General features: G+C 67.9%; 13 protein-coding genes. 7 read left to right on the plus strand and 6 right to left on the minus strand.

The window, feature by feature from the left end; genetic code table 11:
* The first annotated feature begins 38 nt into the window (after positions 1–38).
* Positions 39–1,040, plus strand: coding sequence for a TrmH family RNA methyltransferase (locus tag JFC09_RS07095; protein WP_332839686.1), 1,002 nt, complete (start codon positions 39–41; stop codon positions 1,038–1,040).
* Between the two features lie 127 nt (positions 1,041–1,167).
* Entirely contained in the window at positions 1,168–1,929 is a 762-nt protein-coding gene (locus tag JFC09_RS07100; protein WP_232483225.1) for a phosphatase, read from the plus strand.
* Positions 1,930–1,964: 35 nt separating this feature from the next.
* Here the strand turns inward: JFC09_RS07100 and JFC09_RS07105 are convergent, their stop codons facing one another.
* From JFC09_RS07105 to JFC09_RS07120, 4 genes are all read right to left on the minus strand, one after another.
* Positions 1,965–2,624 (minus strand): hypothetical protein, encoded by a 660-nt coding sequence (locus JFC09_RS07105; RefSeq protein ID WP_198393280.1) that lies wholly within the window; start codon positions 2,622–2,624, stop codon positions 1,965–1,967.
* Positions 2,621–3,031, minus strand: a complete 411-nt coding sequence (locus tag JFC09_RS07110) for a PKD domain-containing protein (RefSeq protein WP_198393281.1) — start codon at positions 3,029–3,031, stop codon at positions 2,621–2,623. The genes JFC09_RS07105 and JFC09_RS07110 overlap by 4 nt, the downstream gene beginning before the upstream one ends.
* 439 nt (positions 3,032–3,470) lie before the next feature.
* Positions 3,471–4,127 (minus strand): hypothetical protein, encoded by a 657-nt coding sequence (locus tag JFC09_RS07115; RefSeq protein WP_198393282.1) that lies wholly within the window; start codon positions 4,125–4,127, stop codon positions 3,471–3,473.
* A gap of 162 nt (positions 4,128–4,289) precedes the next feature.
* Positions 4,290–4,853: a YbaK/EbsC family protein gene (locus JFC09_RS07120; RefSeq protein WP_198393283.1), complete on the minus strand. Its 564-nt coding sequence runs from the start codon at positions 4,851–4,853 to the stop codon at positions 4,290–4,292.
* Between the two features lie 187 nt (positions 4,854–5,040).
* Here JFC09_RS07120 and JFC09_RS07125 point away from each other — a divergent pair, with 187 nt between their 5' ends.
* The gene (locus JFC09_RS07125; protein WP_198393284.1) at positions 5,041–5,298 is read left to right on the plus strand and encodes a type B 50S ribosomal protein L31; all 258 of its coding nucleotides are present in this window, start codon (positions 5,041–5,043) and stop codon (positions 5,296–5,298) included.
* Between the two features lie 102 nt (positions 5,299–5,400).
* On the opposite strand, the gene JFC09_RS07130 is transcribed toward JFC09_RS07125, so the two are convergent.
* Entirely contained in the window at positions 5,401–6,267 is an 867-nt protein-coding gene (locus tag JFC09_RS07130) for a PfkB family carbohydrate kinase (RefSeq protein WP_198393285.1), read from the minus strand.
* Between the two features lie 178 nt (positions 6,268–6,445).
* A complete protein-coding gene (locus JFC09_RS07135; RefSeq protein WP_198393286.1) occupies positions 6,446–6,916 on the minus strand; it encodes a tRNA (cytidine(34)-2'-O)-methyltransferase in 471 nt (156 codons plus the stop codon).
* 122 nt (positions 6,917–7,038) lie between these two features.
* Here JFC09_RS07135 and JFC09_RS07140 point away from each other — a divergent pair, with 122 nt between their 5' ends.
* From JFC09_RS07140 to JFC09_RS07155, 4 genes are read left to right on the plus strand one after another with little or no spacing between them, the layout of a single operon-like run.
* Positions 7,039–8,769: an HNH endonuclease signature motif containing protein gene (locus tag JFC09_RS07140; RefSeq protein WP_198393287.1), complete on the plus strand. Its 1,731-nt coding sequence runs from the start codon at positions 7,039–7,041 to the stop codon at positions 8,767–8,769.
* A 50-nt stretch (positions 8,770–8,819) separates the two neighbouring features.
* Positions 8,820–9,713: a porin gene (locus JFC09_RS07145; protein WP_198393288.1), complete on the plus strand. Its 894-nt coding sequence runs from the start codon at positions 8,820–8,822 to the stop codon at positions 9,711–9,713.
* Positions 9,710–11,293: a DNA polymerase Y family protein gene (locus tag JFC09_RS07150; RefSeq protein WP_198393289.1), complete on the plus strand. Its 1,584-nt coding sequence runs from the start codon at positions 9,710–9,712 to the stop codon at positions 11,291–11,293. Before JFC09_RS07145 ends, JFC09_RS07150 begins: the two co-directional genes overlap by 4 nt.
* Before the next feature lie 28 nt (positions 11,294–11,321).
* Positions 11,322–14,705 (plus strand): error-prone DNA polymerase, encoded by a 3,384-nt coding sequence (locus JFC09_RS07155; protein ID WP_198393290.1) that lies wholly within the window; start codon positions 11,322–11,324, stop codon positions 14,703–14,705.
* Positions 14,706–14,748 lie beyond the last annotated feature (43 nt).

Consider the following 14,748-nt stretch of genomic DNA (forward strand, 5'->3'; position numbering starts at 1 on the left):
GGTCGCACTGGCGAGAGTGTGACGATGGGATCTGAGCGGTGAATACGCCGAAGACGCCCGAACCCAGCGACGAGGCGGTCATCGCAGTCGCGAAGCAGCACGGGATCGACTGTGACCGGCTGCGCTTCATCACCGGCGGCGAAGGCGGTGACGGCGGCAGCGACGAGCGGCCGGGAGGCAATGCGTCGCTTCGCTCATCGACGGCGGCGCTGTTGACCGACTACCGGGATCTCACCGATGTGCGCCTGCGGTCGTCGATGGAAGCCGCCCACGGCCTCTACATCGCAGAATCCACGAAGATCATCACGCGCGCGTTGGCCGCCGGCCACATTCCGCGCTCGTTCTTCATGTCGCGACTGTGGTTCCTGCGACTGGCGGAGACGCTGGGAGGGGCGTGGGCCTCGGCGGCCCCGATCCTGTTGGGCACGGAAGCGCAAGTGGATGGCGTGGTCCGCTACCACCTGCACCGGGGTGGGCTCGCGTCGATGCAGCGACCGGCACCCCTCTCGGTTGCCGCTGCTGTCGACGGAGCGCACCGGGTCGTCGTGGTGGAGGACGTGGTCGACCACACGAACCTGGGCGCGATCTTCCGGTCCGCAGCGGGGCTGGGTGTCGACGCGATCCTTCTGTCGCCGTCGTGCGCCGACCCGTTGTACCGGCGGTCCATCCGGGTGTCGATGGGAACGGTGTTCCAGGTGCCGTGGGCCCGGCTCTCCGCATGGCCGAAGGGATTGCGCGTGCTGAAGGAAGACGGCTTCACGATCGCGGCGCTGGCACTGGAGGACGACAGCGTGCCGCTGCGTGAGTTCGCCGCTGATGCTCCCGACCGTGTGGCGATGGTGATGGGCACGGAGGGCGACGGCCTCAAGCGGGCGACGCTGGCGGAGACGGACACAGCGGTCCTCATTCCGATGACGCACGGTGTCGACTCGCTCAATGTCGCTGCGGCGACCGCGGTGGCGAGCTACGCCCTGCAGATCGTCGAGGATCCGGCAGATGCTGACGGCTTCGGTAGCGGTGTCCCTCATCGGACGTCGTGAGCGTGGGAGTGAACGGACCAACAGAACAGATGTGAACAGAGGAGAGACGGACGTGCACACTTTTGATCGGCCGACTGACGTGAGTGCTGACCAGGCACGAGTGCGGGTACGGCCGGAGCGTTCCGCGTTGGCGCATCATCTGGATGCGTCGGGTATCACCGGTGATGTCGCGACGCCGCGGGAGAGCAACCTGTCGCACATCGGTCGGTTCCTGAGTCAGGAGCGCCAGTTCGACTTCGGCGTGCCTCTCACCCAGGAATGGACTGAGGAATCTGTCTTCGACCTCATGGTCGATCGCGTCGGGATCAGCGGTGATCGTGACTTCGTGGAGGGAGTCGACACGATCTCTGCGCAGAAGTGCATCGACTCAGTGGATCGGATGCGTGCTGTTCTGAGGGAGGTCGTGCGGTCGGGTGGGCGTGTGCTCTTCGCAACGGGGCATCCGGCTGGTCTGCTGCCGGTTCATCAGGCGGTGGTGGCGTGGGCGCAGAAGTCCGGAGCGACTGTCGTGGGCGTCGATGTGGTGTTGCGTCCTGAGCCGGTGTGGGTGAGCGCCCCTGTGGGTGGAGATGTGCGGCGGATGAACGGCGTGCATGTGTGGCACCAGCATGGTGGTGTTCCGCATACGCACTTCGCAGAGCCGATGCTGGCGCTGCTGGAGAGGCTGCGGGCTGATGATCAGCAGATGCCGGACCTGGTCGTCGCAGATCACGGGTGGGCTGGTGCGGCGGCGAGTGTGGGTCTGCGCACGGTCGGCTATGCGGACTGCAATGATCCCGCGCTGTTCGTCGCCGAGGCACAGGGGCAGGTCGAAGTCGCTGTCCCGCTGGACGACAACGTCCTCCCGCAGCACTACGAACCACTCATCGACTATCTCGTGGGGGAGTAGTCCCAACTGTTGTGGCTCATGACGATGACATATCGTCAGGCGTTTCTGACGTCATCACATACGTAGTCGGATTGCTGTTCTCCTAAGAGAATCCAACGTCCTTCCGACCGGATCGCACGCATCTGTCGCACGTCTTCAGTGAAATCGACAGTGATGTTCTTGTCTGGTGAAGTCGTCGACGTGAGTCCGTACTCGCTGAAGTCACGACACGTGGAAACATAGGCTTCCGAATCTGCCTCATAGTAGGTGACGAGCATTCGCTGGACCTTCACTTCGCCCTCCTGTGTCAGATTATACTTTTCTCTGTGCTTTACGCCTTCAGTGCGGCTTTTGTAGAGCAGGTCGGTAAGGTGTGGCTTGAGGGAATCTACGTATTCGGCCGTCACATGATCTTTGGACGTTGTTGCTTGATCGTAGGAATCGATGAGAAGTAGGAGCTCTTCGATTTCAGCGATGTCGGAGTCTTCCAACGCTTCTTCTCCGACGTACTCACTTTTGTCATCATCCCAGATGAAGTTGTCGGTAAAAGCATAATCATGGAGGACTGGGTCGTAGGCGGGCTCCGCGGTGGCCGTAGCCTCAGTGTGCTGGGGAGTCGAGACTGGGTCTTCATCGACGTCTATGGACGCGTGATGCCCACTGATAGCTTCTCGAATGGCAGTTTCGTGTTGGCGTTGCCGGTGGTCCGGGTTCAATTGGGCACGCAGTCGGTGCCGTGCGGGTTGTCGTTGCAGTCGTCTTCGACCCGGTATTTGTGATAGCGGTACACGGTCATGGGCAGCCGGTCGCTTTCGACAGCTGCGGTCCCGGGGATGGTGCTCCATCCGCTGCCGTAGTTGTATTCGCCGGTGTACACCGTGGTGAGCGTGACGGTGCGTTCACCCTTCGTGGAGTAGATGTGGGTGATCGATCCGTTCTGGGGGTGGGAGGGTTCCTGCCCGGGAGACGTGGTCGAGGTGGAGTTGCCGTCGCCGAAGTCCCAGTGGAACTCGATCGGGGTCGCTCGGATCTGGAGCGGGAACCCGAGTAGCTCCGCGGAGAAGGTTTTCACGCTGGCATCCGCCCAGAAGGCGGTGGGCTTCCCGGTGACGGTCCAATCCACGGGCAGTGCGTGTGGGGTGGAGGGTGGGATCTGGAACGAGGCGAAGTCTGATTCGCTGGGTACCGGGGGAGCGACTGAACCGCCACCGTCATCTTCCGGAACCTCGGGCGGATCTGGGATGTGCGGTGGACACGGGACCGGCTTACGGTCTTCCTCGTAATCGCAAATCAAACCCGGCCCAGGCAGAGGAGTGTCCGGCTCCGGGTTAGAGCCGCCGCCACCGCCGCCAGAGCCGCCTCCATCTCCGGTGCCACCATCGTCACCTCTGGGTGGTGGAGTTTCCCCGCCACTATTTCCATCATCGTGTTGACCGCAGTCCACCCTACCTCTCCCAAGGTGATTGCAGTTCGACGACGATGAAGAAGGTTCAATTGCGAATATCTGCGGTTCGACACCCACTACGAATGCTAGCGAAACGTACAACAAGATTCGCAAGAAACTAGCGAAGATCATTACAGTCATCCCGATCGCTATAGAACTTTTGGTTTCCAATCAACCATCGCTGGCCTACAAGGTCGGCTTCGACGTAGGCCAACATTTCAATTGTTCTATTCGGATCGTGTCCCTGCGACGGGCGGCCGCTCGTGTTGTCGATTACGGCCCAATGGTCATACTCATAGCATAGGCCAATCATGGCGTATTCATTTGTCTCATACCTCCACACAGAGCTGTCAGTAATTGATACTGAGCCGACGACTGAAATCTTTCCATCCGCCGCCTCCTGCGCGAAGTCCTGATAGGAGGAATACATTCCATCAGTCAGATTGCCCCGAATTGAACGTATTCCAGCCTGATTTGCATCTGTAATATCAGAGGTGTAGTAACTGAATTTCTCGATCAACAGCAGCAGCTCTTCTACGTCTTTCTCGTCTTCTGCTGAGAGTTCGACCTCGCTTGTGTATGGAGGCAGGGTCGGCTCGTACGTTTCAGGCTGGTCGGGGGTCGCCGTCGGCGCCACGGTCGCCGGGGCATCCGGACCCCCGGAGCACGCCGCCAGCACCAGAAGTGCCGACGCGGCGACAGCCGCAATGCCGGACCGCCGTCGCCTCTTCCGGCGAGCCGACGACGGCAGCCTCCAGCGGGTCAGCCGAACCACATTCACGCGCGATCACCCCATGAGCATCGATGCCAATGGGAGCCAATCTAACCGCATGGAACGAGTTTCGGAAGAGTGGTATCGCAGACTGTGGATAACTGCCGAGTACTACTGCATAGTCACTTTCCGTGGGGTTTCCTCACGGAAAGCTTCGCCTGATTCTCATGGGATCTCGACGGCCAGGTCCTCGATGACCTCGGCGCCTGCCAGTTCAGCCAGCGCAGCGCCGGGAAGCAGGATCTTGGACCCGCGGACGCCCGATCCGATGATCACCTCATCCTGATCGATCACCCGCGAGTCGATCAGCAGGCGCCAGGTGTCGGGCAGACCGATCGGCCCGATCCCGCCGTATTCCATACCCGACTCCTCCACCGCCCTGTCCATCGACAGGAACGACGCCTTGCGCACATCCAGCAGCTTCCGCACCCGCTTGTTCACATCCGCCCGTGTCGATGCCAGCACCACACAGGCGGCGATCCGCTCGTCCTCACCACGCGTCCCCGCCACCACCACACAGTTGGCGGAAGCATCAGCCGGCAGGTCGTACGCCTCCATGAGCGCAGCCGTGTCGGCAAGTGCCGGGTCGATCGCGAAGGCGGAGGCGGAAGCAAGAGCGGAGGGGGCCTCGGCGACGGTCTGCGCGACGGGCGCACCCACCAGCGGCGGCTGGTCCTCAGCGGCAGCGGCGAGAGGGAGTGTGGTCAGAGAATCGGGAAGAAGGCTCATACGGCCAGCCTATCCACTGCAGTCCTTCAATAGACCTTCACACGTGTAGAATGGTGAGTCGGTCCGTGCGCGACCCTTCGGGGTCAGGCCTCCATGTCGGTCACGGACCACGCGGAATTCGGGCACTGGCAGGCAGCGTCCCGCTGCATCAGGCGTCTGATCAGAATTCACAGCAAAGGACTCAAGAATGAAGAAGGACATCCACCCGGAGTACAGCCCGGTCGTCTTCAACGACCTCTCCTCCGGCACCAAGTTCCTCACCCGGTCGACCGCCACGAGCGATAAGACGATCGAGTGGGAGGACGGCAACACCTACCCTGTCATCGACGTCGAGATCTCGTCTGCCTCGCACCCGTTCTACACGGGCAAGCAGCGCATCCTCGACTCCGCCGGTCGGGTGGAGAAGTTCAAGGACCGCTACAAGGGCTTCGGCCGCCGCAGCTGAGCGCGTCCCCTCAGACGACTGCGGGCCCGGACTCCTCTTCGCGAGGAGTCCGGGCCCGCAGGCATTTCACCGTCTGTCAGTGCTGTCGGTGCGATCCACCGGTCAGTTCGCTGTCGGGTAGTCCTCGACCGTGACCGACAGGCCCTCCTGCGGCTGCACGCGGGCGGCCGGGTGGAAGAGCGAATCGACGCCGGTCGCGTTCTCCAGCGACGCGGCTATGCCGTGAGCGACCCGCGCCTTCGCACCTCGGACCGCCTCCAGGACATCGGCCCCGGTGGAGAGTCCCGCCGCGATCGCTGAAGCGAACGAGCAGCCGGCACCATTCACGAGCTTGTCATGCGCCTTGGGCGCACTGAGGACGCTGATCCGTTCCCCGCCCTCCGTCTCCTCGAGGAGGGCGTCGATCGCGTCCGTGCCGGCCAGGCGTGCGCCACCCTTCACGACGACGTGCTTCGCCCCCATCGCCTTGATGTCGCGCGCCGCGGCGATCATGTCATCGACCGAATCGAGCTGATCCCGGCCGGTCAGTGTCGCCGCCTCCTCGAGGTTCGGCGTGATGACCGTCGCCAGCGGGACGAGGTTCTCGACGAAGAGGTCCTTGAGGTCGACCATCGTCCCACTGCCCTTGCAGACGAGGACCGGGTCGAAGACGTATGGCAGCTCGTTCTCCCGCAGGCGGGCGGCGAGGGCGAGCGCGGAATCGACGGAGCCGAGCATCCCCGACTTGATGACGGAGAATTCGTGCACAGCCAGCGTCGATTCGAGCTGCCGGATGATGACGTCCGTGTCGATGAAGGTGATGACGTGGTCGAAGGACGCCTTCGGGTCGAAGGTGACGATGCACGTGACGACGGCGGTGCCGAACGTGCCGTACTCGTCGAACATCTTGAGGTCTGCCTCGAGCCCGGCGCCTCCGGACACATCGGATCCTGCGATGGTGAGGACGCGGGGTGTGGTGGTGTCGGTCATTCCAGGCGGTGTCCTTCAACGTGGGTCGGCGGTGGAGGCCTCTTGATCCTGCGTGGATCCGGAGGTCGTGAGCTCATGCGCACGCCCTGGAGGGGGCGCTTCGCTGGGCCGGTTCGATCTGGTCGATCATATCCCCTCGCCGCGGCACATGGGGAGGGGCGTGGCCTGCGAAGGTCCATCACGATCCGCCCGGATATCCGTGCTGTCGCCACGCTTCGTAGACCGCGATCGAGGCGGAGTTCGCAAGGTTGAGCGAGCGCCTCGACGGCTGCATGGGGATGCGGACGCGGAGGTCGACGTGGGGGTCCTCGGCGATGTCGTCGGGGAGGCCCGTCGATTCCCTGCCGAACAGCAGGACGTCGCCCGGCTGGTAGGTGACGTCCGCGAAGCTGTCCTCGGTGTGCGTCGTGAAGGCGATGACGCGGCGGTCTCCCAGCTTCTCCCACACGTCTTCGATCGTCGGGTGGACGGTGACGTGCGCGAGGTCGTGGTAGTCGAGCCCCGCCCGTCGCAGCTTCGCGTCGGAGAGGTCGAACCCCAGGGGTTCCACGAGATGCAGATGCGCGCCGGTCACTGCGGCCAGACGGATGGCGTTGCCGGTGTTTCCGGGGATCTCCGGCGTGTGGAAGACGATGCTCAGGCCCTTCATAGGGGTCTCAGCCTACTGCCTGCGCAGTGCCGCGGCGGGGCGGGCCTGAGACGTCCCTGCGGGGACGTTCTGTTCGATAGTCCGATCGATCAGAGTGACCTCCTGCGGTCGCAGGATGGCTGTTGGCCGCGGCCGCCCGCACCGGCCCGGACAGGGGCGCGGGCATGATCGGTGTCGTCGAGGCCCAGGAGATCGCAGATCGGATGCGCCGCCTGGCCGGCAGCATCGCCCGGCAGCAGGCGCAGTTCCTCCGCCTGCTCGACGAGATCGACCGCTCGGAGGCGTGGACGCACTGGATCGGCGTGCGCACCCTCGTGCAGTGGGTGTCGTTCGTGTGCGAGATGGATCCGCACACCGCACGGGAGCACGTGCGGGTCATGCGCGGCCTGCGCGAGATGCCGCAGGTCGCCGCACTCCTGGCGGAGGGGCGGATCTCCTTCAGCAAGGCGCGGGAGATCACGCGCCTGAGCGGTCGCATCGACGACGGGGAGGCCGCGGAGATCACCACGCGCGCGACAGCGTCGCAGATCTCGTCGATGGTTGCCGCCTACCGGCGGCTGGACTCCGGTGACCCCGAGGAGCTGCTGGAGTCGCTCGTGGGCCGCACACCGGAGGACATCGCCGAGGTGCGGGTCCCCTCCGGCGGGACCGCCGAGGCCCCGGCCGGCACGGGTGCGGACGTCACCGTCCGTCTGCCGCGTCACCTCGGGCAGGACTCCCTGCACGTCTCGACCCGGCAGTACGGAAGGGTGCGGATCATCCTCGATCTGCCGGAGGCCGACGCGATCGAGCTCCTGGCCGTCGTGGACGCCGTCCGCGACTCCCTCAACCGCACGGAGGAACCCGAGGAGTCCGGCTCCCCGGGTGGACCCAGTGAGCTCGAGGGGGCCAGTGAGTTCGGGGAGCTCCGTGAGCCGGGCACAGGCGGGGTGGGCCAAGACGGGCTGGGTCAAGACGTGGCGAGCCAAGAAGGAGCGGGGGAGCAGGGAGTAGGTGCCGTTCGGCCGGAAGGCCGGGCGACACGCGTGGACGCCCTCCTCGAGGTCGTCCGGACGCACCGGGACGACGCCGCACGGAAGGGCCGCGGGAGGGCGGCGCGCGCCACCGTCCTCGTCCACGTCTCCCCTGAAGCGCTCGCGGCGGGCAGCGGTGGGGACACGCCCGTGAGCGGCACCGCGCGGAGTGACGCACAGCGCTGCCACACGGCAGACCGCGGCCCGGTCACAGCGGCCTCGGCGGCGCGTCTCGCCTGCGGAGGCGAACTGGTCGGGGCTCTCATCGACGCCAGCGGCGATACGCTGGCCCTAGGCCGGTCGCGGCGCCTGGCCTCTCACCGACAGCGCATCGCACTGTCCGCGCGGGACCTCCACTGCCAGTTCCCCGACTGCACGCGTCGCCACGGACTCGAAGCCCACCACATCCGCATGTGGAGCGAGGGCGGCCCCACCGACATGGAGAACATGCTCCTGCTCTGCCGCTCACACCACATCGCCGTCCACGAGAACCGCCTGCGGATCACCCGCGCTGCGGACCGCCGCTTCACGGGGGCGCTGCGTGGAGGCACCGGGTTCGACTTCCACACGGAGGAGGGCGTGCTCATACGCGCAGGCGCGGCGGGCTCGGCAACCACAGCAGACGACACCACCGAGGCGGGCGACGAACCCGAGGCTTCCGTCACACGCCCGGTCCTCCTCGACCTGCCGGGCGCCCGTCTGGGGCCCCGCGAGCCGGACATCGTGACGATCGGCGGCGGGTGGGGAATCACCCTCGACGCAGGGGTCACATGGCTCTTCGACGCAGAGGCGATCCTGCGCGAACGCAGGACGGACGCGCCGGCGCAGAGCTCTCCGTGAGTCACACCAGCGCACTTGCCGCGTTCGAACGTGTGTTCGATACTGGGTCCATGTCCGCCGCGCTCACACCCACCGCCGCAGCCGCAGAAGCGGTTGCGGATGCGCGCGCCCTCACACAGAGACTCAGCGCCACGCTGGGCATCCCCACGGCGACCACACTCATCGACCAGGCGCGGCCCCGGCCGGTCACTCCGGGGCTCACCGACCTCTTCGCGCGGGGCGGTCTGCCCCACGGAGAAGTGGTCGTCATGAGCGGCCGTCCTGTGCTCTCCCTCGCGCTGGCCTGCTGCGCGATGACCACGCAGGACGGGGGCTGGTGCGCGGGGATCGGACTGGGCGAGCCCGCAGTCGCCGCGATGGGGGACCTGGGCCTCGACCTGTCGCGCTTCGTCTGCCTCGATACCCCCGCGCAGGACTGGATGCGGGTGACGTCGATCCTCCTCGAATCGTTCGACGTGCTCGTCGTGGACCCGGGGTTCTCCGCCTCGGCGGGAGACAGAGCGCGGATAGCCGCCAAGCTGCGGGACAGCCGGGCGACCCTCATCCTGCTCGACAAGGCATCGGCGGCACCTCCAGCGGCCTCCCCGAATCGCTCCCGCAGAGCCTCCCGCAGCTCTTTTCCCGGCAGCTCCGAACATCTGACGGTCCTCGACGAATCCTGGGAGGGCACCGATCAGGGGACAGGTCGTCTGCGTCGACGCGTCCTGCGTCTGCACAGCGCCCGCACCGGCGAGCACACCCTCGTCCTGCCGGACCCCCAGGGCGCCGCTGTGCCCCACGCTCCAGCTGATCCGACCGCACCAACCGCACCGGCCACGCCAGTCGATCCCGCGGCTCCTCCCTCCCCGCACCCTGTGCCCGACGTCCCCGCGGGGACGCTCCGACTCGTGCCCGATACCCCCACACGCAGCACAGACACCACACGCAGCACAGGCAGCCCATGACGCAGCGCCTGCTCGCCCTCGTGGTCCCGGACTGGCCGGCACTCGCCGCCGCAGTGGAAGCGGATCTGTCTCCCACGGTTCCCGTTGCCGTCATGCGGGCGAACCGGGTGGTCACCGCGAATGCGCCCGCACGGACACTGGGGATCGAACGGAACATGGTGACCCGCGCAGCACGGGCACGCTGTCCCGATCTGTTCCTCGCCCCGTGGGACCCGGAAGGGGAGTCACGCCTCTTCGTCGCCGCCACCCAGGCTCTCGACACCGCAGTGGCCCGCTTCACCGTGCTGGGCCCCGGCGCGGTGAGCATTCCCGCGGACTCCCTGCGACACACCCACGCAGACGAAGCCGCAGCCGTCGAGCACCTGCTGGCTGCCCTCACAGAGACCACCGGCTGGGAGTTCGTGCCCGGTATCGCGGACACACCGTTCGCCGCGCTGCTGGCCGCCCGCACCTCCACCCGCGTAGAACCGGACGGCACCCCGCGGTTCCTCGCCGCCCAACCCGTCCACACGCTCGAGACCGCTACTCTCCTCGACGAGACGCTCGACCCCGCAGCACTCGCCGATCTGGTGAGCGTGCTCGGCCGTCTGGGCATCCGCACCCTGGGAGCACTCGCGGACCTGAGTCCCACGGACGTCGGCACCCGATTCGGACGGCTGGGGATGCGGGTGCGCGATCTGGCGCGGGGCCTCGGCGACCGGGGCCTGCGCGATCACACACGCGAAGCCGACCTCACCGTCGACGCACCCCTCGATCCTCCGACCCCCCGCACGGACGTCCTCGCGTTCCGCGCCCGCAGTGCCGCCGCGGAACTCTTCACCGAGGTCCGCCGTCGTTCCCTCGCGTGCACCCAGGTGACCATCCGGCTCACCGCCACGGGCGGGCAGCGCAGCGAGCGCACATGGCGGCTCGAGGACATGGACGACAACCGCGTCGCGGACCGGGTCCGCTGGCAGGCGGAGGGGTGGCTCGCCTCCCTGACCGCGTCACGACCCTCCGCCCGCTCGTCCCCGGACGAGGGGCCGGACGAGGGCATCGCTCTCCTCACCCTCATCGCCGCGGAGCTCGCGGCACCCCTCGACACCCAGCGCAGCCTCCTCGACCGGGGGACCGGTGCCGTCTCCCACAGCCTCGAGCGGGTGCAGGGGCTGTTCGGGCCCGACTCCGTGCTGGTGCCCGGGCTGCAGGGTGGCCGGGACCCGGGAGAGACGAACCTCTGGACCCCCTGGCAGCAGGCACCCCGCACAGAGCGCGACCCCGAGGCGCCCTGGCCCGGTGCGATCCCCGCCCCTCACCCGGCGCGCGTCCTCGACACCCCCGTGGACCTGGTCGACGAGGCGGGCAGGACGGTGGTCGCCCGAACCTCGGGGCTCGACAGTGCGCCCGTCCTCCTGCGCATCCCGGGTGCCAGCACGCACCGGATCGTCGAGTACTCGTCGACGTGGCCGGTCGATACCGGGTGGTGGGATCCGGAAGTCCGGCAGTACCGCGTGCGCCTCCAAGTCCTCGCGGACGACGGCGCCGCCTTCCTCCTGTGCAAGGAAGAGGGCCGCTGGCGGCTGCTGGGGGAGTACGCGTGAGGAGGCGCGCTGTGAGGAGTCCTTCACCATGACCGGTTTCAACCCCCGCACTCCCTGGTCGGAGCTCGAACGCAGGCTCTCCGACCGGCCGGCACCCACCGCGCCCGAGGCGGCAGGCCCCACCGCGCCCGACCTCCCCGTCTCCGTCGGATCGTGGGGCACCCGCCCTGATCGGACACTGCCGGATGCGGCGCAACCTGCCGTCCCCGCGGGGACGCCGTACGCGGAGCTGCACGTCCATTCGGACTTCAGTTTCCTCGACGGCGCGTCGGAACCGGAGGAGCTCGTCGAGACGGCGGCCGCCGCCGGTCTCGCCGGGCTGGCGCTCACCGATCACAACGGGCTCTACGGCGCACCCCGCTTCGCCGCGGCCGCAGCGGACGCGGGTCTGCCCACCGTGTTCGGGGCGGAGCTGTCGATCGGACTCACGGACCGCATCCCCGGCCAGGTGGACCCGGCAGCGGAGCACCTGCTCGTGCTGGCGCGCGGGGTCGACGGCTACCGGCGCCTGTCCGCCGCGATCACGACCGCGAACCTGCGCGGGGAGAAGAACCGGCCGGTCTTCCACGCGGAGGAGCTGCACGAGGAGACGCGGACCTCGGCCGCCTGGCAGCTGCTCACCGGCTGCCGCAAGGGTGCCCTGGCCCGCGCGCTGGCGGACCCTCACGACCCCGACGGCGGCCTCACCGCGCTGCGCCGCCTGCGCGACGCCGTCGGTGCCGACAACCTCGCGGTCGAGCTCACGCACCACGGTCTGCCCGACGACGACGAACGCATCCGCCACCTCATCGAGCTCGCGGACCGGACGGGGCTGCCCACTGTCGCGACGAACGCCGTCCACTACGCCACCCTCTCCCGGCACCGCGACGCGCAGGTGCGCGCAGCCGTCCGCTCCCGCCGCAGCCTCGAGACGATGGCCGGCTGGCTGCCTCCCACCGGGTCGGCCCGCATCCGCACGGGGGAGGAGATGCTCGCACGCTTCCCCCGTGCGGCCGTCGAACACACCACGCGCATCAGTGCCGAGGCCGCCTTCAGCCTCCGTGCCGCCGCACCCCGCCTGCCCTCCGCCCCGATCCCGGCCGGGGTCACGGAGACGGAGCACCTGCGGGGCCTCGTCGAGTCCGGTGCCCTCCACCGGTACGGGTCCCGCACCGAGGCGCCGCAGGCGTGGGCGCAGGTCGACAGTGAGCTCGACACGATCGAGTCGATGGGCTTCTGCGGCTACTTCCTCATCGTGTGGGACATCGCCCGGCACTGCCGGGAGCACGACATCTTCTGCCAGGGCCGGGGATCGGCCGCGAACTCCGCGGTCTGCTACGTCCTGGGGATCACGGCGGTGGACGCGGTGCGGTTCGGACTGCTGTTCGACCGCTTCCTCACCCCGGACAGGGCCGGCTATCCCGACATCGACATCGACATCGAGTCGGATCGGCGGGAGGAGGTCATCCAGTACGTCTACGGCCACTACGGCAGGGACCGGGCCGCGCAGGTCGCGAACGTCATCACGTACCGGGCGAAGTCCGCGGTCCGCGACGCCGCCTCCGCGCTGGGCTACAGCCCCGGCCAGCAGGACGCGTTCTCGAAGGGGATCCGCCGCTGGTCGAGTCTGCCCGCGGTGGGGGAGCCGGTGGGCGAGCACGAGGACGGTGTGCCCGCCCCGGTGCTCGAGGCGGCATCAGGGCTGCTGGGCACGCCCCGGCACCTGGGCATCCACTCCGGCGGCATGATCCTCGCGGACCGGCCGATCGGCGAGGTCGTCCCCATCGAACCGGCCACGATGGCGGACCGCACGGTCGTCCAGTGGGACAAGGACGACTGCGCGGCGATGGACCTCGTGAAGTTCGACCTGCTGGGGCTCGGCATGCTCACCGCCCTCCACGAGTCGGTCGATCTCATCGCACGGCACACGGGGGAGCGCATCGATCGGGCCGAGATCCCCCAGGAGGACCCGGCCGTCTTCGACATGCTCTGCGCCGCGGATGCGGTGGGGGTCTTCCAGGTCGAGTCCCGCGCCCAGATCGGCACCCTGCCCCGCCTGGCCCCGCGCAGCTTCTACGACCTCGCCGTCCAGGTGGCGCTCATCCGTCCGGGCCCCATCCAGGGCGGTTCCGTCCACCCCTACATCCGTCGCCGGCAGGGGAAGGAGGAGGCGACCTACCTGCACCCGCTGCTGAAGCCCAGTCTCGAGAAGACGCTGGGGGTCCCGCTGTTCCAGGAGCAGCTCATGCAGATGGCGATGGACGTGGGCGGGTTCTCCGGGGCGGACGCGGACGAGCTGCGCCGCGCGATGGGCTCCCGCCGCTCGCAGACGCGGATGCGCCGTCTCTCCGAGCGCTTCCTCACCGGTGCCGCGGCCCGCGGGGTCGACGAGCAGATCGCGGTGCAGATCTTCGACAAGATCGCCGCCTTCGCGAACTACGGGTTCCCCGAATCGCACGCGATCAGCTTCGCGAACCTCGTGTACGACTCCGCCTGGCTCAAGCGCCACCACCACGCGGCGTTCACCGCGGGCCTGCTGCGGGCCCAGCCGATGGGCTTCTACTCCCCGCAGTCGCTCATCGCGGACGCACGCCGCCACGGGGTCGGCATCCGTCCCGTCGACGTGAACGCCTCGCAGGTGCTCGCGGACCTCGAGCCGGACCCAGCATCCGGCGGTGGCTGGCCGGACACTGCGGGCGGGCTCGCGATCCGCGTGGGGCTCGCCTCCGTCCGGGACGTGGGAGCCGACGCCGCCGAGGTCGTCGTCACCGCCCGCGCGGACGGCACCTTCACCTCCGTCGGCGACCTCGCGCAGCGGACGGGTCTGCCCACGCGCGCCCTCGAGGGCCTCGCGACGGCGGGGGCGTTCGCCTCACTGGGGCTCGATCGCAGGGAGGCGCTCTGGGTGGCGGGCGGGCAGGCGGGTGCCTCGCCTGCGACACTGCCCGGCACCTCGGGCCCGGAGACCGCCCCGGCACTGCCCGGCATGGACGTCTTCGAGACGACGCTGGCCGAACTGTGGTCGACGGGGGTGACCGTCGACGGCTACCCGACGGAGGTGCTGCGGGACGCGCTGCGAGCCCGCGGCTACGGGTCCACGCGGGAGGCGTGGACGGTCCACGACGGCACCCGCGTCACGGTCGCCGGCATCGTCACACACCGGCAGCGGCCATCGACCGCGGACGGCATCACGTTCTTCAACCTCGAGGACGAGTTCGGGATGCTCAACGTCGTGTGCACTCGGGGGCTCATGCAGCGGCACCGCCGGATCGCGCTCACGAAGAACGTCCTCGCGGTGACGGGGCTCATTCAGCGGGCGGACGGTGCCGCACGGCCCGACGGGTCCCCGGGAGACCCCGTCGTGAGCCTCTACGCCCACCGGCTCGTCCCCATCGCGACGGACATCGCTCCGCGTGCTCGCGACTTCCGGTGACGCTCTGTGACGCCTCTATGACGTTCGATGACATCGACTTCAC

This window comes from Brevibacterium yomogidense (genome assembly GCF_016107685.1).
GTDB classification, from domain to species: domain Bacteria; phylum Actinomycetota; class Actinomycetes; order Actinomycetales; family Brevibacteriaceae; genus Brevibacterium; species Brevibacterium yomogidense.

Excerpts from the sequence above, each read along its gene's own strand:
- JFC09_RS07120 (WP_198393283.1), bottom strand. The coding sequence starts at position 4,853 with ATGAGCCTTCTTCCCGATTCTCTGACCACACTCCCTCTCGCCGCTGCC.
- JFC09_RS07125 (WP_198393284.1), top strand. The coding sequence starts at position 5,041 with ATGAAGAAGGACATCCACCCGGAGTACAGCCCGGTCGTCTTCAACGAC.
- JFC09_RS07130 (WP_198393285.1), bottom strand. The coding sequence starts at position 6,267 with ATGACCGACACCACCACACCCCGCGTCCTCACCATCGCAGGATCCGAT.
- JFC09_RS07135 (WP_198393286.1), bottom strand. The coding sequence starts at position 6,916 with ATGAAGGGCCTGAGCATCGTCTTCCACACGCCGGAGATCCCCGGAAAC.
- JFC09_RS07145 (WP_198393288.1), top strand. The coding sequence starts at position 8,820 with ATGTCCGCCGCGCTCACACCCACCGCCGCAGCCGCAGAAGCGGTTGCG.
- JFC09_RS07150 (WP_198393289.1), top strand. The coding sequence starts at position 9,710 with ATGACGCAGCGCCTGCTCGCCCTCGTGGTCCCGGACTGGCCGGCACTC.
- JFC09_RS07155 (WP_198393290.1), top strand. The coding sequence starts at position 11,322 with ATGACCGGTTTCAACCCCCGCACTCCCTGGTCGGAGCTCGAACGCAGG.